A 19804-nucleotide genomic window follows, 5' to 3' on the forward strand; every position below is an offset into this window, starting at 1 on the left:
TCCTCTATTTGCGACAAGCTTCTAGCCACACGTTGCAAGCCAAGCTGCTTTTTCCTACAGCTTGTAGCTCGCAACGTGCAACTGCTTCTATCAGATGTCCAGGAGCAGGCGAGCCGGGTCTTCCAGCAGGTTCTTGATGGTCACCAGGAACGTCACGGCTTCTTTACCGTCGATCAGGCGGTGATCGTAAGACAGTGCCAGGTACATCATTGGGCGGATCACGACCTGGCCGTTGATGGCCATCGGACGCTGGATGATGTTGTGCATGCCCAGGATCGCGGCTTGCGGTGGGTTGACGATCGGCGTCGACATCATCGAACCGAAGGTACCACCGTTGGTGATGGTGAAGGTACCGCCGGTCATCTCGTCGATGGTCAGCTTGCCGTCACGGGCTTTCTTGCCGAAGCCAGCGATGCCGCCTTCGATTTCGGCCAGGCTCATCAGCTCGGCGTTACGCAGGACTGGAACCACCAGGCCGCGGTCGCTGGAGACGGCAACGCCGATATCTGCGTAGCCGTGGTAAACGATGTCGCCGCCGTCGATCGAAGCGTTGACTGCCGGGAAGCGCTTCAGCGCTTCGGTGGCCGCTTTCACGAAGAACGACATGAAGCCCAGGCGCACGCCGTTGTGGGACTTCTCGAACAGGTCCTTGTACTTCGAACGCAGGGCCATGACTTCGGTCATGTCGACTTCGTTGAAGGTGGTCAGCATCGCCATGTTCGACTGAGCTTCAACCAGGCGCTTGGCCACGGTGGCACGTACACGAGTCATCGGTACGCGCTTCTCGGTGCGGTCGCCAGCGGCAAACACAGGCGCAGCGGCAGCAGGCGCTGCAGCCTTGGCAGGTGCGGCAGCCGGAGCGTTCTTCTTGGCTTCAACTGCGGCAACCACGTCTTCCTTGGTCACACGGCCATCTTTGCCGGTGCCCTTGATGGAAGCCAGGTTGATGCCGTTTTCCTCAGCCAGTTGACGCGCAGCCGGTGCAGCGATTGGATCTTCGCCACCCGCAGCCGGTGCGGCAGGCGCAGAAGCAGCCGGTGCAGCAGCGGCAGGAGCAGGAGCAGCGGCAGCAGCGCTGCCCTCTTCGATCGAGCCCAGTACCTGATTCGACAGAACGGTAGCGCCCTCTTCAGCAACGATTGCGCCCAGCACGCCGTCAGCTTCGGCCAATACTTCCAGAACGACTTTGTCGGTCTCGATGTCGACGATCAGGTCGTCACGCTTGACGGCCTCGCCTGGTTTCTTGTGCCAAGTGGCAACGGTGCCATCGGCAACCGATTCCGGGAATGACGGGGCTTTGATTTCGATAGCCATTATCTGTAGGTCCTTAAAATTCGGTTTCAGTCAGCGCGAAGGCGTTAAACAGTGAAAGCATCTTGCAGCAGTTTTTCCTGCTGCTCGGCGTGCATCGACGCATAACCACAGGCAGGTGCAGCAGAAGCATCACGACCGGCGTACTCAAGGACCAAGGCCTTGTTGTGGTTGCCGATGCTGCGACGCAGATGATGCTGGCTGCTGTACCAGGCGCCCTGGTTCATCGGTTCTTCCTGACACCACACTACGTTCGTGAGGTTGGTGTAAGGCGCGATGATCTCCATGAGGTCATCTTCCGGGAACGGATAAAGCTGCTCGATACGCACGATGGCGATGTCTTCGCGGCCTTCGGCACGGCGTTTTTCCAGCAGATCGTAGTAGACCTTGCCGCTGCACAGGATCAGGCGAGTGACCTTGGCGGCGTCCAGCGTATCGATCTCTGGAATCACGGTCTGGAACGAACCTTGGGCCAGATCTTCCAGGGTCGAAACGGCCAGTTTGTGACGCAACAGCGACTTCGGCGTCAGCACCACCAGCGGCTTGCGCAGCGGACGGATCACCTGGCGGCGCAGCAAGTGGTAGATCTGGGCCGGGGTCGTCGGCACGCACACCTGAATGTTGTGCTCGGCGCACAGTTGCAGGTAACGCTCCAGACGGGCCGAGGAGTGCTCCGGGCCCTGACCTTCATAACCGTGTGGCAGCAGCATGGTCAGACCGCACAGACGGCCCCACTTGTGCTCGCCGCTGGTGATGAACTGGTCGATAACCACCTGGGCACCGTTGGCGAAGTCGCCGAACTGGGCTTCCCAGATCACCAGCGCGTTCGGCGTGGTGGTCGAGTAACCGTATTCGAACGCCAGTACGGCTTCTTCGGACAGGAACGAATCGTACAGGTCGAAACGTGGCTGGCCTTCGTAAAGGTTCTGCAACGGGATGTAGGTGCCCGCGTCTTTCTGGTTGTGCAATACAGCATGACGGTGCGAGAACGTACCGCGGCCGATGTCCTGGCCGGTCATGCGGATCGGGTGACCTTCGAACGCCAGGGTCGCGTACGCCATGGTTTCGGCGTAACCCCAGTTGATCGGCAGGCCACCAGCTTGCATCTTCTGACGGTCTTCGTAGATCTTCGCAACCTGGCGCTGTACGACGAAGCCTTCGGGAATTTCCAGCAGCTTGGCGGACAGTTCCTGCAACGTCTTCAAATCGAACGAGGTATCGTGACGGGCAGTCCAGGTGTGACCCAGGTACGGGCGCCAGTCGACGAACAGCTCTTTGTTCGGCTCCTTGACCAGGCTTTTCACTACATGCAGGCCGTTGTCCAGCGCGTTGCGGTATTCGTCGACTTTCGCCTGAACACGCGCATCGTCAACCACGCCGGCCTTGGTCAGGCTTTCGGCGTACAGCTCACGGGTGGTGCGCTGCTTGGTGATCTGCTGGTACATCAACGGCTGGGTGCCGCTTGGCTCGTCCGCTTCGTTGTGACCGCGACGGCGGTAGCAAACCAGGTCGATGACCACGTCACGCTTGAACTGCATGCGGTAGTCGACAGCCAGTTGGGTCACGAACAGCACGGCTTCCGGATCATCGCCATTCACATGGAGGATCGGCGCCTGAATCATCTTGGCAACGTCGGTAGCGTACTCGGTGGAGCGCGCATCCAACGGGTTGCTGATGGTGAAGCCCACCTGGTTGTTGATGACGATGTGAACGGTACCGCCGGTCTTGAAGCCGCGAGTCTGCGACATCTGGAACGTTTCCAGGACCACGCCTTGACCGGCGAATGCCGCGTCACCGTGGATGGAAATCGGCAGAACCTTCTCACCGGTGGCGTCGTTACGACGATCCTGGCGAGCACGCACCGAACCCTCGACCACTGGCGAAACGATTTCCAGGTGGGAGGGGTTGAATGCCATGGCCAGGTGAACTTCACCGCCGGTGGTCATCACGTTGGACGAGAAGCCCTGGTGGTATTTAACGTCACCGGAACCCAACTCGACCTTCTTCTTGCCTTCGAACTCGTCGAACAGCTCACGCGGGTTCTTGCCGAAGGTGTTGACCAACACGTTCAGGCGACCACGGTGAGCCATGCCGATCACGATTTCCTTGGTGCCATAGGAACCGGAACGCTGGATCAACTCGTCGAGCATCGGAATCAGGCTTTCGCCGCCTTCCAGGCCGAAACGCTTGGTGCCTGGGTATTTGGTGCCCAGGTATTTTTCGAGACCTTCGGCCGCGGTCACACGCTCCAGCAGGTGGCCGCGCACATCGGCGGACAATACCGGACGGCCACGCACGCCTTCCAGGCGGTGCTGGAACCACTGGCGCTGCTCGGAATCAGTGATGTGCGTGAATTCAGCGCCGATGGTGCGGCAATATGTCTGCTGCAACGCTTCGTGAATTTCGCGTAGGCTCGCTTCCTCTTTGCCGATGAACAGGTCGCCGGCACGGAAGGTCGTATCAAGATCGGCATTGGTCAAGCCGTAATGATTGATCGACAGGTCTGCAGGTGCAGGACGCTGCCACAGCCCCAGCGGGTCAAGCTGGGCTGCCTGGTGGCCACGCATACGGTAGGCCTGGATCAGTCGCAGTACTTCAACTTGCTTCTTCTCGTGCTCACTGCTCACGCTGCCGGCGGAAACCGGTTGGGCGCGGCGCTGGTTCTTTGCCAGCAGCACGAACTGATCGCGAATTGTTGCGTGCGATACATCGGTGGCAGCGTTGCCGTCTGAAGACAACGTCTGAAATTTGGTGCGCCATTCTTCTGGCACAGCGTTAGGGTCGTGCAGGTAGAGCTCATAAAGCTCTTCCACATAGGCAGCGTTACCACCTGAAAGATAGCCGCTGTTCCACATGCGCTGCATCACGCTTTCTTGCATGCTTGGTCACCCTCGATTTGGGGACACCACCGGCGAAAACACCGAGTCTGCTTGCAAAAGGCCAAGTGCAGCGACCAAAACAAGCCACTTAGGATCACGCTGATAGTTCGGGTACCAACCCGAATGCCCCTGCTTGTCTCATTTCTTCAAAATAAGAGCCGCGGCTTTGTAAGTCGCTGCTCAAGTTAAAACTACGGCGCCGGTTGAAGCCTGCGCCGTAGCATTTACGGGCACAACGGTCCTGCTTTTACTACAACGTCAGTTACACGCCGCTCTGCAGCAGCATGTTACGGATGTGACCAATGGCCTTAGTCGGGTTCAGGCCTTTAGGACATACGTTGACGCAGTTCATGATCCCGCGGCAGCGGAATACGCTGAACGGGTCATCCAGCGAAGCCAGACGCTCGGACGTCTTGGTGTCGCGGCTGTCTGCCAGGAAGCGGTAGGCTTGCAGCAGCGCAGCTGGACCCAGGAACTTGTCCGGGTTCCACCAGAAGGACGGGCAGGATGTCGAGCAGCAAGCGCACAGGATGCACTCGTACAGGCCGTCGAGCTTTTCACGTTCTTCCGGGGACTGCAGACGCTCGATGGCCGGAGCCGGCGTGTCGTTCTGCAGGAACGGCTTAACTTTCTCGTATTGCTTGTAGAAGATGCTCATATCGACGACCAGGTCACGGATAACCGGCAAACCTGGCAGCGGACGAACGATCAGCTTGTTGCCTTTGACCACGGCGGACAGCGGCGTGATGCACGCCAGGCCGTTTTTGCCGTTGATGTTCATGCCGTCGGAACCGCACACACCTTCACGGCAAGAGCGACGATAGGAGAAACCCTCGTCCTGCTCTTTGATCAGTGCCAGTACATCCAGCACCATCAGGTCTTTACCACCGGTATCGACCTGGAATTCCTGCATGAACGGCGCAGCGTCCTGATCAGGGTTGTAGCGATAAACACTGACTTTCAACATGGCAGCCACCCTTAGTAAGTCCGAATCTTCGGTTCAAACGTCGGTACCGTCTTCGGCGAGAAGTTCACGGCACGCTTGGTTACGCGCTTGTCACCCGGGAAGTACAGGGTGTGGCACAACCAGTTTTCGTCGTCGCGATCTTCGAAGTCTTCACGAGCGTGAGCACCACGGGATTCTTTACGAACCTCGGCGGCGATCGCCGTCGCTTCAGCCACTTCCAGCAGGTTTTGCAGTTCAAGGGCTTCGATACGAGCGGTGTTGAACGCCTGGCTCTTATCGTTGATCTTGACGTTGGCGATGCGCGTGCGCAGGTCGGCCAGCTGGGCAATACCCTTCTGCATGTATTCGCCGGTACGGAACACACCGAAGTAGTTCTGCATGCAGCTTTGCAGCTCGCGACGCAGGGTTGCTACGTCTTCGCCATCAGTGCGCTCGTTCAGAGCGTTCAGACGCGCCAGGGCAGCTTCGATGTTGGCGTCGGTGGCGTCATCGTATTCGATGCCGTCAGTCAGCGCTTTTTCCAGGTGCAGGCCGGCCGCGCGACCGAATACCACCAGGTCAAGCAGCGAGTTGCCGCCCAGGCGGTTGGCACCGTGAACCGATACGCAAGCCACTTCGCCTACCGCGAACAGACCATGGATGATCTCGTCCTCGCCTTCGGCGTTCTGGGTGATTGCCTGGCCGTGAATGTTGGTCGGCACGCCGCCCATCATATAGTGGCAAGTTGGAACCACCGGAACCGGAGCAACTACCGGGTCAACGTGGGCAAAGGTCTTGGACAGCTCGCAGATACCAGGCAGGCGGCTGTGCAGCACTTCTTCGCCCAGGTGATCGAGCTTGAGCAGTACGTGGTCGCCATTCGGGCCACAGCCGTTACCGGCGATGATCTCTTTAACCATCGAACGAGCCACAACGTCACGACCCGCCAAGTCTTTGGCGTTCGGAGCATAACGCTCCATGAAACGCTCGCCGTGCTTGTTGATCAGGTAACCACCTTCACCACGGCAACCTTCGGTCACCAGTACACCGGCGCCGGCGATGCCGGTCGGGTGGAACTGCCACATTTCGATGTCTTGTACCGGTACGCCAGCACGCAGAGCCATGCCGACGCCGTCACCGGTGTTGATCAGGGCATTGGTGGTCGACGCGTAGATACGACCTGCACCACCGGTCGCCAGCACAGTAGCCTTGGCGCGGATGTAGGTGGTTTCACCGGTTTCGATGCAGATGGCGATCACACCGACGAACTCGCCTTGTGCGTTCTTGACCAGGTCTACCGCGTAGTACTCGTTCAGGAACGTGGTACCGGCTTTCAGGTTGCCCTGATAAAGGGTGTGCAGCAGCGCGTGACCGGTACGGTCGGACGCAGCGCAGGTACGGGCAGCCTGCCCGCCTTTACCGTAGTCCTTCGACTGGCCGCCGAATGGACGCTGGTAGATACGGCCTTGCTCGGTACGGGAGAACGGCAGACCCATGTGGTCCAGCTCGAACACCGCGGCCGGGCCTTCCTGACACATGTATTCGATAGCGTCCTGGTCACCGATGTAGTCGGAACCCTTGACGGTATCGTACATGTGCCAGCGCCAGTCATCGTTCGGGTCGGCGGAGGCGATGGCGCATGTGATGCCACCCTGGGCCGATACGGTGTGCGAGCGCGTCGGGAACACCTTGGTGATCACGGCAGTCTTATGACCGCCCTGAGCCAGCTGCAGCGCAGCGCGCATGCCCGCACCGCCGCCACCAATAATGATGGCGTCGAATGAAATAGTTGGAATGTTAGCCATGAATCAGATACCCCAAAGAATCTGCACACCCCAGACGAAGTAAGCGAACATCGCAACGCCGCATACTGCCTGGAAGAGGAAACGTACTGCAGTCGCGGACTTGCCCAGCGCCATCGGCGTCAGGTAGTCAGTCGCGATGGTCCACATGCCAACCCAGGCGTGAGCGCCCAGGGCTACAAGGGCCAGCAGACTGAAGATTCGCATCGCATTGTGGGAAAACAGGCCGTGCCATTGCTCATAGCCGATGCCCGGGTTTGCGACGAGGTATCCGATCAGGAAAATGAAATAAGCCGCGAGAACGACCGCAGACACACGCTGTGCCATCCAGTCATAGAGGCCCGAACGCGACAGATTCGTTACGCTGGTTACCATATCCAAACTCCTGCCAGAACGATCAGCACCACGGAAATGGCGACGATGATTTTCGAGCCCAGGCGGCCGCCTTCCAGCGTCTCACCGATGCCCATGTCCATGATCAAGTGGCGCACACCGGCTACCAGGTGATACAGAAGAGAGGACAGGAGGCCCCATGCTACGAACTTGGCCAGCGGGCTGGTCAAGCATGCCTTCACCTCGGCGTATCCTTCCTCGGAACCCAGGGATTTGCTCAATGCATAAAGCATGATGCCCAAGGCCAGGAACAGGATGATGCCGGAAACACGGTGCAGGAACGACGTAACGCCGGTGATGGGGAGTTTGATGGTCCTTAGGTCTAGGTTTACAGGTCGTTGGCTATTCACGGCTTTTTTTCACACTGAAGAGCCCCTAACAATCAGGGCAAAGTTGTTGGGGAGTGCGACTGGTCAGGTAAGCACCACCCAGGGAGTGCGACCCCCAATGAAAGCAAGCCCAAAAGCCCTTGGCGGTCGGTGGCCGAGTATAGACAGTTAGGTTACTAATGACAACGCGCACACCTCACCCTAATAGCTGATTGCGCTGGCGGGATAAAAGGCGTAAATGGCAGTCAATTTCGACGAAAAAGTACGGTTAAAGCCTTCTGGCGCAAGACTTTAGGCAAATTGACATCTGGATTTATATCAATATAGTGGTGCGGGCCCTGCGTGGGGGGTCTGTCTGATGATTTGAAGCATAAATAGGAGGCCACATGGCTGACAAAAAAGCGCAGTTGATCATCGAGGGCGCAGCCCCCGTCGAGCTGCCCATTTTAACCGGCACCGTTGGTCCCGATGTTATCGACGTACGGGGCCTGACGGCCACGGGCCGTTTTACTTTCGACCCAGGCTTCATGTCGACCGCTTCCTGCGAGTCGAAGATCACCTATATCGATGGTGACAATGGCATTCTGCTTCATCGCGGCTACCCGATCGAGCAACTGGCTGAAAAGTCGGACTACCTGGAAACCTGCTACCTGCTGCTAAATGGCGAATTGCCAACAGCCGAGCAGAAAGCCCAGTTCGTCAGCACCGTGAAGAACCACACCATGGTTCACGAGCAGTTGAAGACCTTCTTCAACGGCTTCCGTCGCGACGCCCACCCGATGGCCGTCATGTGCGGTGTAGTAGGCGCCCTGTCGGCCTTCTATCACGACTCCCTGGACATCAATAACCCGCAGCATCGCGAAATTTCCGCGATCCGCCTGGTTGCCAAGATGCCTACCCTGGCCGCAATGGTTTACAAGTACTCCATGGGCCAACCCATGATGTACCCGCGCAACGACCTGACGTACGCGGAAAACTTCCTGCACATGATGTTCAACACCCCGTGCGAGATCAAACCGATCAGCCCGGTGCTCGCCAAGGCCATGGACCGGATCTTCATCCTCCACGCCGACCACGAGCAGAACGCTTCCACCTCTACCGTGCGCCTGGCGGGCTCTTCGGGTGCCAACCCGTTCGCCTGTATTGCCGCCGGTATCGCCGCACTGTGGGGCCCTGCCCACGGCGGTGCGAACGAAGCCGTATTGACCATGCTCGATGAAATCGGCGATGTGTCCAACATCGACACCTTCATCGCCAAGGCCAAGGACAAGAACGATCCGTTCAAGTTGATGGGCTTCGGTCACCGGGTCTACAAGAACCGCGACCCGCGCGCTACTGTCATGAAGCAGACCTGCGACGAAGTGTTGAAGGAACTGGGCATCAAGAACGATCCGCAACTCGAACTGGCCATGCGCCTGGAAGAGATCGCCCTGACCGACCCGTACTTCATCGAACGCTCGCTGTACCCGAACGTCGACTTCTACTCGGGGATCATCCTCAAGGCAATCGGCATTCCAACCAGCATGTTCACCGTGATCTTCGCCCTGGCGCGGACCGTGGGCTGGATCTCCCACTGGAAAGAAATGCTCTCCAGCCCGTACAAGATTGGCCGCCCGCGCCAGCTGTACACCGGCTACGAGTCGCGTGACATCACCAAGCTGGAAGATCGCAAGTAAACATTCAACTGCTTAGCTGCATTGAGAACGGCCTCCCTTAGTGGAGGCCGTTTTTGTTGGTGTGGCCTGATCTACCGTCATCGCAGGCAAGCCAGCTCCCACATTGGACCGCATTCCAACAAAAGGACACGGCCCAGTGTGGGAGCCGGGCTCGCCCGCGATAAGGCCAGCCCAGGCAACACAAAACACCCAGGCAAAAAAATACCCCGGCCTTGCGACCGGGGTATCTCTTATGCAACTGACGACTTAGTGATTAACCGCCCCACTCGCCCCCAGGCCAGTCTGCGAACGCACGAACTGTGGGAAGTACAGCGCACGCTCTTTCTCTGCCGCCGCCGACTTGTCGGTGATGGAGAAGAACCAGATGCCGACGAACGCAATGATCATCGAGAACAGCGCCGGGTACTCGTACGGGAAGATCGCCTTTTCATGGTGCAGGATCGACACCCAGATGGTCGGGCCGAGGATCATCAAGCCCACGGCGCTGATCAAGCCCAGCCAGCCGCCAATCATGGCGCCGCGGGTGGTGAGGTTTTTCCAGTACATGGAAAGCAGCAGCACCGGGAAGTTACAGCTGGCAGCGATGGAGAACGCCAGGCCGACCATGAACGCAATGTTCTGGCTTTCGAACAGGATACCCAGGCCGATGGCCAATACACCCAAGGCTACGGTGGTGATCTTCGACACGCGAATCTCATCTTTCTCGTTGGCTTTGCCTTTCTTGATCACGCTGGCATACAGGTCATGGGACACCGCCGAAGCACCCGCCAGGGTCAAGCCGGCAACCACCGCCAGGATGGTGGCAAACGCCACGGCCGAGATGAAGCCCAGGAAGATACTGCCACCCACCGCGTTGGCCAGATGCACCGCCGCCATGTTGTTACCACCAAGCAAGGCGCCCGCTGCATCCTTGAACGCCGGGTTGGTGCTGACCAGCAGGATCGCACCGAAACCGATGATGAAGGTCAGGATATAGAAGTAGCCGATGAAGCCGGTTGCGTACAGTACGCTCTTACGCGCTTCCTTGGCGTCGCTCACCGTGAAGAAGCGCATCAGGATGTGCGGCAGGCCAGCGGTACCGAACATCAGTGCCAGGCCCAGGGAGAACGCCGAAATCGGGTCTTTCACCAGGCCGCCGGGGCTCATGATCGCTTCACCTTTGGGGTGAACCTTGATCGCCTCGGAGAACAGCATGTTGAAGTCGAAGTTGACGTGCTTCATCACCATCAGCGCCATGAACGAGGCACCGGACAGCAACAGTACCGCCTTGATGATCTGCACCCAGGTGGTCGCCAACATGCCGCCGAACAGCACGTACAGGCACATCAGGATCCCCACGAGGATCACCGCCACATGGTAATCAAGGCCAAACAGCAGCTGGATCAGCTTGCCCGCGCCAACCATCTGCGCGATCAGGTAGAACGCCACCACCACCAGCGAGCCACACGCCGACAGGCTGCGGATCTGGGTTTGCCCCAGGCGATAGGACGCCACGTCGGCAAAGGTGTATTTGCCCAGGTTACGCAAGCGCTCGGCGATCAGGAACAGAATGATCGGCCAGCCCACAAGGAAGCCGATCGAGTAGATCAAGCCGTCGTAACCGGAGGTGAACACCAACGCGGAAATCCCCAGGAAGGACGCCGCCGACATGTAGTCACCGGCAATCGCCAGACCGTTCTGGAAACCGGTGATCTTGCCGCCCGCCGCATAGTAGTCCGCCGCCGACTTGTTGCGCTTGGACGCCCAATAAGTGATGCACAGGGTGGCGCCGACAAACGCGACGAACATCACAATGGCCGAGACGTTCAGCGGTTGCTTGTGCACTTCACCGGTCAATGCGTCCGCCGCCCAAACGGCCGGAGCCAACAGCGAAGCACCGAATAGAGCCAATAGACGCCGGATCATTGCGCAGCCTCCTTGAGAATCGCATTGTTCAGGTCGTCAAATTCGCCGTTGGCCCGACGCACGTAGATGCCTGTGAGAATGAAGGCCGACACAATCAGCCCGACGCCCAGGGGAATGCCCCAGGTAATCGAGGAACCAGGGCTGATCTTGGCCCCCAGCACTTGTGGCCCGTAGGCAATCAACAGGATGAAAGCGGAGTAAAGCCCTAGCATGATCGCCGAGAGAATCCAGGCGAACCTTTCCCTTTTCCTGACCAGCTCCTTGAAACGCGGGCTGTTTTGAATCGAGAGGTAAATGCTGTCGTTCATTGTTTTTATCCTCGCAGCACAGCTTTTTATTATTTTGGAACGTATCCACTGTATGCGGCTGCGCAATGGGTTCCAGACGACCTTAGTAGTAGATCGAGCTTAGCGAGGATTTGTAAAAAGTGTAGGAGCGAGCTTGCTCGCGAAAAACGTCAACGATAACGCGTTCATTCTGGATGATCGCGGTGCCTGTGCGTTCTTCGCGAGCAAGCTCGCTCCTACAATTGGGGCGGGGTTATTTAGCAGTCCATTCGGCGACGCGCTCGGGGTGCTTGGCTACCCAGTCCTTGGCCGCGGCGTCCGGCTTGGCGCCTTCTTGAATCGCCAGCATGACTTCACCGATTTCATCCTTGGAGGCCCACTGGAATTTCTTCAGGAAGGCTGCGACTTCCGGCGCTTTCTTCTCCAGGCCCTTGCTGCCGATGCTGTTGACGGTTTCAGCAGCACCATAAATCCCTTTTGGGTCGTCCAGGAAACGCAGTTTCCACTTGGCGAACATCCAGTGCGGCACCCAACCGGTGACCGCAATCGACTCCTGCTTGTCTTCGGCGCGGGTCAGTTCGGCAATCATCGCCGCACCCGAGCTGGCTTGCAGTTTGTAGTCCAGGCCATATTGCTTGATGGCTTCGTCGGTCTTGAGCATTACGCCCGAACCGGCGTCGATGCCGACGATCTTGTTTTTGAAGGTGGTATCGGTCTTGAGTTCTTCAATGGACTTGGCCTTGACGTATTCAGGCACGATCAGGCCGATCTTGGCGTCTTTGAAGTTGGGGCCGTAGTCGACCACCTTGTCCTTGTTCTTGGTCCAGTATTCACCGTGGGTTACAGGTAGCCAGGCGGAAAGCATGGCATCGAGTTTGCCGGTGGCGACGCCCTGCCACATGATCCCGGTGGCAACCGCTTGCAGTTTTACGTCATAGCCGAGCTTTTGCTTGATCACCTCTGCCGCCACATGCGTAGTGGCCACGCTGTCGGACCAGCCGTCCACGTAGCCGATGCTCAGGGTCTTGCTGTCGGCACTGGCCAGTGTGGAGCCCATCGCAACTACCAGAGTGGCAGCTGCGCCCAAGAGTCGTCGCATCTTCATAGTACTTCCCCGAAAGTGCTGCGCCCGACGGATGCCGAGCGACGTCAAACTGTTGTTATAGGGTGCACCGCGCCCCCTTCACGCGCATCGATCCGGTTGCTGAGGCATCAGTGGAGTACTGACAGTTTTATCTTCAACCTGCGTAGGCATTTGCCCTGCTCTGTCAGCGACCTTGGTTGAGCAGGAAACGACATCACATCGCCAGCAGGATGCTTTGTAGGCGTTATCGCCAGAATCCCGCCCGAAGTTTGCATGTCAAAATTATGCAGCCCCACAGGGCTGCGGCAAATCCGGGTAAGATGCGCGCCTTTGCTCCCCCAGATAAGCCGACCATGCCTGCGACTGCCCGCTTCCCTGCCCTGCCCTATTTCTTCGCCTTGATCCTCGGCGTGCTTGCCCTTGTCGGCTACTGGTACGGCCTCGGCCGGCCGGTGGTGTTGCCAGACGTCGCCAGCGCCAGCCATAAGCTGCAATGTGCGTCCTACACACCGTTCGACAAAGACCAATCCCCATTCGATCAACCGTTCGCGCTGCGCCCCGAGCGCATGGACGCCGACCTGGCGCTACTGGCTACGCGCTTTGAATGCATTCGCACCTACTCCATGACCGGCCTGGAGGCCCTGCCGGACATGGCGCGCAAGCATGGGTTGAAAGTCATGGCCGGGGCCTGGGTCAGCAGCGACCCCGTGGCGACCGAAAAAGAGATCAACGAGTTGATCGCGGCGGCCAACGCCAGCCCGGACGTGGTGACCTCGGTGATCGTCGGCAACGAAGCCCTGCTGCGCAAGGAAGTCACCGCCAAGCAACTGGTGGCGCTGATCCATCAGGTTAAAAGCCAGATCAAGCAGCCCGTCACCTATGCCGATGTCTGGGAGTTCTGGTTGCAACACCCGGAAATCGAGCCTGCGGTGGACTTCCTGACCATTCACCTGTTGCCGTATTGGGAAGATGAGCCGTCCGGCATCGACCAGGCGCTCAAGCACGTGGGCGATGTGCGCCAGACCTTCGGCCATAAATTCGCGCCCAAGGACATCGTGATCGGCGAAACCGGCTGGCCCAGCGAAGGCCGGCAGCGCGAAACCGCCGTGCCCAGCCGGGTCAATGAGGCCAGGTTCATGCGCGGCTTCGTGGCCATGGCCGAAGCCAATGGCTGGCGCTACAACCTGATCGAAGCCTTTGACCAGCCATGGAAACGTGCAAGTGAAGGGGCTGTGGGTGGTTACTGGGGGCTGTTCGATGCAGACCGTCAGGACAAAGGTGTCCTCGCCGGCCCGGTGACCAATGTGCCGTACTGGCGGCTGTGGCTGGGCGTCGGCGGGCTCATCCTGCTGGGCACCCTGGTGCTCGGCGGCCGCGTTCGCAGCACTCGCTCTGCGTTAATACTGCCGTTGCTAGGGGCCGTCGCAGCGTGCTCCATCGGCAGTTGGGCCGAACTGACCCGCGTTACCGCGCGTTTCAACGATGAATGGCTATGGGCAGGCTTGCTGGTGGTCTTGAACCTGCTGGTGCTGGCTCATGCCGCCCTGGCCCTCAGCGCCCGGCAAGGCTGGCGTGAGCGCGGGTTCAACTGGCTGGAGCAGCGCGCCGGCTGGTTGATGGCAATCGCCGGGTTTGCCGGTGCGGTGATGATGCTGGCGCTGGTGTTTGACCCGCGCTATCGCAGCTTTCCAAGCGCAGCGCTGGTGTTGCCGGCCCTGGTGTACCTGATACGCCCGGTGACCGGGCCACGTCGGGAGATTGCGTTGCTGGCCTTTATCATCGGTGCCGGCGTTGCGCCGCAGTTGTACCGTGAAGGGCTGTTGAATCAGCAGGCCTGGGGTTGGGCAGTGGTCAGCGTGCTGATGGTTGCGGCTTTGTGGCGTTGCTTGCGAGTGCGCAAGGCGTAACACCGCTATCGCAGGCAAGCCAGCTCCCACAGTTGCCCGTGCTCACAGATAGAAATGTGTGAACACAATCAACTGTGGGAGCTGGCTTGCCTGCGATGAGGCCACATCAGGCGCCGCGAGGTTTCCTGACCAACCGCAACCCCGCAATCACCACCGCAAACACCGCAAACGTCGTGTTGTACAGCGCCAGCGCCGGCAACCCGAACACCAACCCCACCACCGCCAACGCCCACCCTGCACGCCCCGGTACAAAAAAGCCCAGCACCGAAGTGATCAACGCCGCCCACCCCAGCAGCTTGAAATGAATCATCAAACCCAGGTTCGAACGCACCTGGCATTCCCAGCGGCTGGCCTCATCAGCGCAGATGCCAACCCATTGCCCATCCTCCATGAAGCCATAGCGTGCGGCATAACTGGCGGCCAGCCATAACGGCAGGGCAATAAGCAGCAGGATCAACGGCAAACGACGGGACATGGGGCACTCCGATAGGCAAAAACGGCGCCCAGCTTAATCCCACGGCGGCCGTTAGCAAGGTGTTCGCACAGATATCTGTTCAACAAAGCATGGCAAAGTGTATCGTCTCGCTACTATTACCCCGATTCCGACGTTTTTTCCGACTTTTCGTGCCGAGTGCTGGCACTTCGGTGACAAGGCGGTGGTCATAGCCTGCGAACTTCATTCAGCCCGTTCCTCTTAGGGATTAAGTCATGCTCCGTTCCTTGCGCTGTGCTGCCTTGCTGGGCAGCCTATTTTTGAGTGCGTCAGCACTGGCCGTCGATATCGACCAAGCCAGCTATGGCTACCCTTTGACCAACCCGTTCGAAGCGACCATCGCCACCACACCTCCCGATCTGCGGCCAACCCTGCCGACCGATGACGAGATCACCCAGTCCGACTACACCCTGACGATGCGCCCCGAGCGCGAGTTCAGCCTGCCGGACAATTTCTGGGCGGTGAAGAAACTCACCTACCGCATTGCCAAGCAGGACCGCGCCGCGCCTTTGATCTTCCTGATCGCCGGCACCGGTGCACGCTTTGACAGCAGCATCAACGAATACCTGAAAAAGCTGTATTACCAGGCCGGCTACCATGTGGTGCAGCTGTCTTCGCCGACCAGCTTCGACTTCATCAGCGCCGCTTCGCGCTTCGCCACCCCGGGCATCACCCAGGAAGACGCCGAAGACATGTACCGCGTGATGCAAGCCGTACGCGCGCAGAACGCCTCGTTGCCAGTGACCGATTTCTACCTCACCGGCTACAGCCTGGGCGCCCTGGATGCGGCGTTTGTCAGCAAGCTGGATGAGACCCGCCGCAGCTTCAACTTCAAGAAAGTGCTGCTGCTCAACCCGCCGGTCAACCTCTACACCTCGATCACCAACCTCGACAAGCTGGTACAGACCGAGGTCAAGGGCATCAACAACAGCACCACCTTCTATGAGTTGGTGCTGAGCAAACTGACGCGTTACTTCCAGCAAAAAGGCTACATCGACCTCAACGATGCCCTGCTTTATGACTTCCAGCAGTCCAAGCAGCACCTGACCAACGAACAGATGGCCATGCTGATCGGCACCTCGTTCCGCTTCTCGGCCGCCGACATTGCCTTCACTTCGGACTTGATCAACCGACGTGGCCTGATTATTCCGCCCAAGTACCCGATTACCGAAGGCACCAGCCTCACGCCGTTCCTCAAACGCGCCCTGCAGTGTGACTTCGACTGCTACCTCACCGAACAAGTGATCCCGATGTGGCGCGCGCGTTCCGATGGCGGCAGCCTGCTGCAACTGATCGACCAGGTCAGCCTCTACGCCCTCAAGGACTACCTGCGCGACAGCCCGAAAATCGCCGTGATGCATAACGCCGACGACGTGATCCTCGGCCCTGGCGACCTGGGCTTCCTGCGTAAAACTTTCGGCGATCGCTTGACCGTCTACCCGCTGGGCGGCCACTGCGGCAACCTCAATTACCGCGTCAACGCCGACGCCATGCTGGAGTTCTTCCGTGGCTAAATATCTTCTGCTGCTCGCCGCACTGATGTGCGCAGGCGTGGCCAATGCCGACAACAGCAAGGCCCAAGAACCCGTCAAGGTCGATGCCGACGGCTTCAAGGAGCCGCTGACCAAGCTCAAGTTCAACCCAGGCTTGGACCAGCGCGAATTCGAGCGTTCCACGCTCACCGCGCTCAACGTCTACGACCCACTGGAGTCGTGGAACCGCCGCGTGTACCACTTCAACTATCGCTTCGACCAGTGGGTGTTCCTGCCGGTGGTGAACGGTTACCGCTATGTTACGCCGAGCTTTCTGCGCACCGGCGTGAGCAACTTCTTCAACAACCTGGGCGATGTGCCCAACCTGATGAACAGCTTGTTGCAGCTCAAGGGCCACCGCTCGCTGGAAACCACCGGGCGCCTGCTGGTCAACACCACCATTGGCATCGCGGGCCTGTGGGACCCGGCCACCGCCATGGGCCTGCCGCGCCAGAGCGAAGACTTCGGCCAGACCCTGGGCTTCTACGGTGTACCGGGTGGCGCCTACCTGATGCTGCCGATTTTCGGGCCGTCGAACCTGCGTGATACCGGCGGCCTGCTGGTGGACTACAGCGCCGAATCGCAGATCAACTTCCTCAACGTGTCTGAAGTCAGCTCCAACCATCCGGAAGTCTGGGCCCTGCGCGCCGTCGACAAGCGCTACCAGACCAGCTTCCGCTACGGCCAGATGAACTCGCCGTTCGAGTATGAGAAGGTGCGGTATATCTACACCGAATCGCGCAAGTTGCAGATCGCCGAGTAAACAGCAGCGATAAAAAAAGGCCATTCGATTGAATGGCCTTTTTTATGCCTGCGGTTTCACCCTCGCAGTGCTTTCCAACCTTTACCTGCCACGCTGACCACTGCCAGGACGACAGCGCCGGCAATGATCCCCGCCACCGCATTGAGCAGCGTTGGCATCAGCCACGCCAACGCGCCGGTGCTCTGGCTCACGGTTTCGATCCAGTGATGCACCACGGGCACGCCATGGGTGAGGATACCGCCACCGACCATGAACATCGCCGCCGTGCCAATCACCGACAAGCTCTTCATCATGTAGGGGGCCGCACTCAGAATCGCGCCGCCAATACTGCGCGCCACCTGGCCCGGCTTCTGCGTCAGCCACAGCCCCAAGTCGTCGAGCTTGACGATACCGGCCACCAATCCATATACGCCGATGGTCATGACAATGGCGATACCCGACAGCACGATCACCTGCTGCGTGAGCTGCGCGTCGGCGACGATGCCGAGGGTGATGGCAATGATTTCGGCGGAAAGAATAAAGTCGGTACGGATCGCACCCTTGATCTTGTCTTTCTCGAACGCCACCAGATCGGTTGCCGGATCGGCCACCGCTTCAGCCAACTGTGCGTGTTCGGCTTGATCTTCAGCCTGGCTGTGCAGGAATTTGTGCGCGAGCTTTTCGAAGCCCTCGAAACACAGATAGGCACCGCCAAGCATCAACAGCGGTATCACCGCCCAGGGTGCAAAGGCGCTGATCAACAGGGCCGTCGGCACCAGGATCAGCTTGTTGATAAACGAGCCCTTGGCCACCGCCCACACCACCGGGATTTCTCGCTCGGCGCGCACGCCGGAGACCTGCTGGGCATTCAGCGCGAGGTCATCGCCCAGCACGCCCGATGTCTTCTTGGCGGCCATTTTTGTCATCAGCGCGACGTCATCGAGTACCGCCGCGATATCGTCAATCAACACCAACAAGCTGCTTCCTGCCATGAACCGGACTTCCGTTAGAGAGAGATGGCGCGAGCATAGCGCGGCGCAGGGCCTTGCGGGCAGATTGTTGAGGCTTGCGGATGGCCGGTGCTACCATGCGCAACCGCCTGTCATGGCAAGGAAACGTCTGGTTTATGAGCAGCATTCGCGAGCGCAACAAAGAAAAAATCCTGCGGGCGGCGAGCGAGGAGTTTGCCGACAAGGGCTTCGCCGCGACCAAAACCAGCGACATCGCCGCCAAGGCCGGGCTGCCCAAGCCCAACGTCTATTACTACTTCAAGTCCAAGGACAACCTTTACCGCGAGGTGCTCGAAAGCATTATCGAGCCGATCCTGGCCGCCTCCACGCCGTTCAACCCCGAAGGCGAGCCCAAGGAAGTATTGAGCAACTACATCCGCTCCAAAATCCGCATCTCCCGCGACCTGCCGTTCGCCTCCAAGGTGTTCGCCAGCGAAATCATGCACGGCGCCCCACACCTGAGCGCCGACCAGGTTGAGCAGCTCAACGCTCAGGCCAAGCACAATATCGACTGCATTCAGAGCTGGGTTGACCGTGGCCTGATCGCCGCGATCGACCCCAACCACCTGATGTTCAGCATCTGGGCAGCCACCCAGACCTATGCCGATTTCGACTGGCAGATCTCGGCGGTAACCGGCAAGGCCAAGCTGGATGAGGCCGATTATGAGGCGGCGGCGCAGACGATTATTCGGTTGGTGCTCAAGGGGTGTGAGCCGGATTGATAGACCGCGGCGAGGCTATCGCAGGCAAGCCAGCTCCCACACGGATTTGCGCCGGACACAAAATGTAAAATGGTCACAATCCCCTGTGGGAGCGGGCTTGCCCGCGATAGCGCCCATCCAGACACATCCTGCTAAAAGCCCGCCGATCAGCCTTCGCCCCTCAGTCTAGCCTCTCAGAACACCATCTGAAGAGAGGCCACGGAATGCCTGATTTACCTGCTTCAAAACGCCTGCGCATCGGCCGCTATAACGAGTCCAACCGCATTTACCTGCTCACCACCAACACCCTTGAACGCGAGCCCATCTTCAGCGACTTCAGACTCGGCCGCCTGGTCGTACAACAATTCAGGATCGCCCAATATAAAGGGCTCGCAACATCATTGGCCTGGGTGGTAATGCCTGACCATTTCCATTGGCTTGTTTCTCTGGAGAAAGGTTCACTTGCCGACTTGATGCGACAAGTTAAATCCAAGAGCACCCGAGTGGTGAATGCGGTGGCTGGCCGCCAAGGTCGCCTCTGGCAACCGGGCTTTCATGACCATGCCGTGCGTCGAGAGGACAGCCTTGAGGGGATTGCACGTTACATCGTAGCCAATCCACTCAGGGCCGGGCTGGTAAAGAAGTTTGGTGACTATCCGCTGTGGGATGCCATTTGGGTTTGACTGGAGACCGAGTCGACTGCATCGCAGGCAAGCCAGCTCCCACACTGATTGCACTCACACAGTTGAATTTGTGAACACCGCCAATGTGGGAGCTGGCTTGCCTGCGATAGCTTACTCACAGTCA

17 protein-coding genes are annotated in these 19804 nt (G+C 58.9%); 6 read left to right on the forward strand and 11 right to left on the reverse strand.

Annotated elements, in window-relative coordinates; genetic code table 11:
• Positions 1 to 90 precede the first annotated feature (90 nt).
• The 6 genes from odhB to sdhC form a co-directional block, all read right to left on the reverse strand.
• Positions 91 to 1314 (reverse strand): 2-oxoglutarate dehydrogenase complex dihydrolipoyllysine-residue succinyltransferase, encoded by a 1224-nt coding sequence (gene odhB / locus OC445_RS17355; protein WP_262020231.1) that lies wholly within the window; start codon positions 1312 to 1314, stop codon positions 91 to 93.
• Between the two features lie 44 nt (positions 1315 to 1358).
• Complete coding sequence (locus tag OC445_RS17360; protein ID WP_034127191.1) at positions 1359 to 4190, reverse strand: 2-oxoglutarate dehydrogenase E1 component; 2832 nt, start codon at positions 4188 to 4190, stop codon at positions 1359 to 1361.
• Between the two features lie 262 nt (positions 4191 to 4452).
• Entirely contained in the window at positions 4453 to 5157 is a 705-nt protein-coding gene (locus tag OC445_RS17365; RefSeq protein ID WP_003172807.1) for a succinate dehydrogenase iron-sulfur subunit, read from the reverse strand.
• 11 nt (positions 5158 to 5168) lie between these two features.
• On the reverse strand, positions 5169 to 6941 hold the full coding sequence (gene sdhA, locus OC445_RS17370) for a succinate dehydrogenase flavoprotein subunit (RefSeq protein ID WP_054920095.1): 1773 nt from the start codon (positions 6939 to 6941) through the stop codon (positions 5169 to 5171).
• A 3-nt stretch (positions 6942 to 6944) separates the two neighbouring features.
• Entirely contained in the window at positions 6945 to 7313 is a 369-nt protein-coding gene (gene sdhD, locus OC445_RS17375) for a succinate dehydrogenase, hydrophobic membrane anchor protein (RefSeq protein WP_003172805.1), read from the reverse strand.
• Complete coding sequence (gene sdhC, locus OC445_RS17380; protein ID WP_262020232.1) at positions 7307 to 7681, reverse strand: succinate dehydrogenase, cytochrome b556 subunit; 375 nt, start codon at positions 7679 to 7681, stop codon at positions 7307 to 7309. Before sdhC ends, sdhD begins: the two co-directional genes overlap by 7 nt.
• Positions 7682 to 8046: 365 nt before the next feature.
• Here sdhC and gltA point away from each other — a divergent pair, with 365 nt between their 5' ends.
• Entirely contained in the window at positions 8047 to 9336 is a 1290-nt protein-coding gene (gltA, locus tag OC445_RS17385; RefSeq protein ID WP_014717728.1) for a citrate synthase, read from the forward strand.
• Between the two features lie 246 nt (positions 9337 to 9582).
• On the opposite strand, the gene OC445_RS17390 is transcribed toward gltA, so the two are convergent.
• The 3 genes from OC445_RS17390 to OC445_RS17400 form a co-directional block, all read right to left on the reverse strand.
• On the reverse strand, positions 9583 to 11241 hold the full coding sequence (locus OC445_RS17390) for a cation acetate symporter (RefSeq protein ID WP_032892639.1): 1659 nt from the start codon (positions 11239 to 11241) through the stop codon (positions 9583 to 9585).
• Positions 11238 to 11549: a DUF485 domain-containing protein gene (locus OC445_RS17395; RefSeq protein ID WP_003190001.1), complete on the reverse strand. Its 312-nt coding sequence runs from the start codon at positions 11547 to 11549 to the stop codon at positions 11238 to 11240. Before OC445_RS17395 ends, OC445_RS17390 begins: the two co-directional genes overlap by 4 nt.
• Positions 11550 to 11781: 232 nt before the next feature.
• Entirely contained in the window at positions 11782 to 12633 is an 852-nt protein-coding gene (locus OC445_RS17400) for a glycine betaine ABC transporter substrate-binding protein (protein ID WP_262020233.1), read from the reverse strand.
• 332 nt (positions 12634 to 12965) lie between these two features.
• Between OC445_RS17400 and OC445_RS17405 the strand changes: the two genes are divergently transcribed.
• Entirely contained in the window at positions 12966 to 14519 is a 1554-nt protein-coding gene (locus OC445_RS17405; protein ID WP_262020234.1) for a glycosyl hydrolase family 17 protein, read from the forward strand.
• 106 nt (positions 14520 to 14625) lie between these two features.
• Here the strand turns inward: OC445_RS17405 and OC445_RS17410 are convergent, their stop codons facing one another.
• The gene (locus tag OC445_RS17410; RefSeq protein WP_014717724.1) at positions 14626 to 14994 is read right to left on the reverse strand and encodes a hypothetical protein; all 369 of its coding nucleotides are present in this window, start codon (positions 14992 to 14994) and stop codon (positions 14626 to 14628) included.
• A 233-nt stretch (positions 14995 to 15227) separates the two neighbouring features.
• Here OC445_RS17410 and OC445_RS17415 point away from each other — a divergent pair, with 233 nt between their 5' ends.
• Complete coding sequence (locus tag OC445_RS17415) at positions 15228 to 16526, forward strand: serine/threonine protein kinase (RefSeq protein WP_032892643.1); 1299 nt, start codon at positions 15228 to 15230, stop codon at positions 16524 to 16526.
• The gene (locus OC445_RS17420) at positions 16519 to 17307 is read left to right on the forward strand and encodes a VacJ family lipoprotein (protein WP_003189993.1); all 789 of its coding nucleotides are present in this window, start codon (positions 16519 to 16521) and stop codon (positions 17305 to 17307) included. The genes OC445_RS17415 and OC445_RS17420 overlap by 8 nt, the downstream gene beginning before the upstream one ends.
• A 56-nt stretch (positions 17308 to 17363) precedes the next feature.
• Here OC445_RS17420 and OC445_RS17425 read toward each other — a convergent pair whose 3' ends face one another.
• The gene (locus OC445_RS17425) at positions 17364 to 18278 is read right to left on the reverse strand and encodes a DUF808 domain-containing protein (RefSeq protein ID WP_060764485.1); all 915 of its coding nucleotides are present in this window, start codon (positions 18276 to 18278) and stop codon (positions 17364 to 17366) included.
• Between the two features lie 134 nt (positions 18279 to 18412).
• On the opposite strand from OC445_RS17425, the gene OC445_RS17430 reads away from it, so the two are divergent.
• Complete coding sequence (locus OC445_RS17430) at positions 18413 to 19018, forward strand: TetR/AcrR family transcriptional regulator (RefSeq protein ID WP_032897537.1); 606 nt, start codon at positions 18413 to 18415, stop codon at positions 19016 to 19018.
• 203 nt (positions 19019 to 19221) lie between these two features.
• Entirely contained in the window at positions 19222 to 19680 is a 459-nt protein-coding gene (locus OC445_RS17435) for an REP-associated tyrosine transposase (RefSeq protein WP_054898376.1), read from the forward strand.
• The last annotated feature ends 124 nt before the right edge of the window (positions 19681 to 19804 follow it).

Origin of the sequence: Pseudomonas sp. Pse35, from assembly GCF_024519715.1 — a bacterium.
GTDB lineage: Bacteria > Pseudomonadota > Gammaproteobacteria > Pseudomonadales > Pseudomonadaceae > Aquipseudomonas > Aquipseudomonas paracarnis.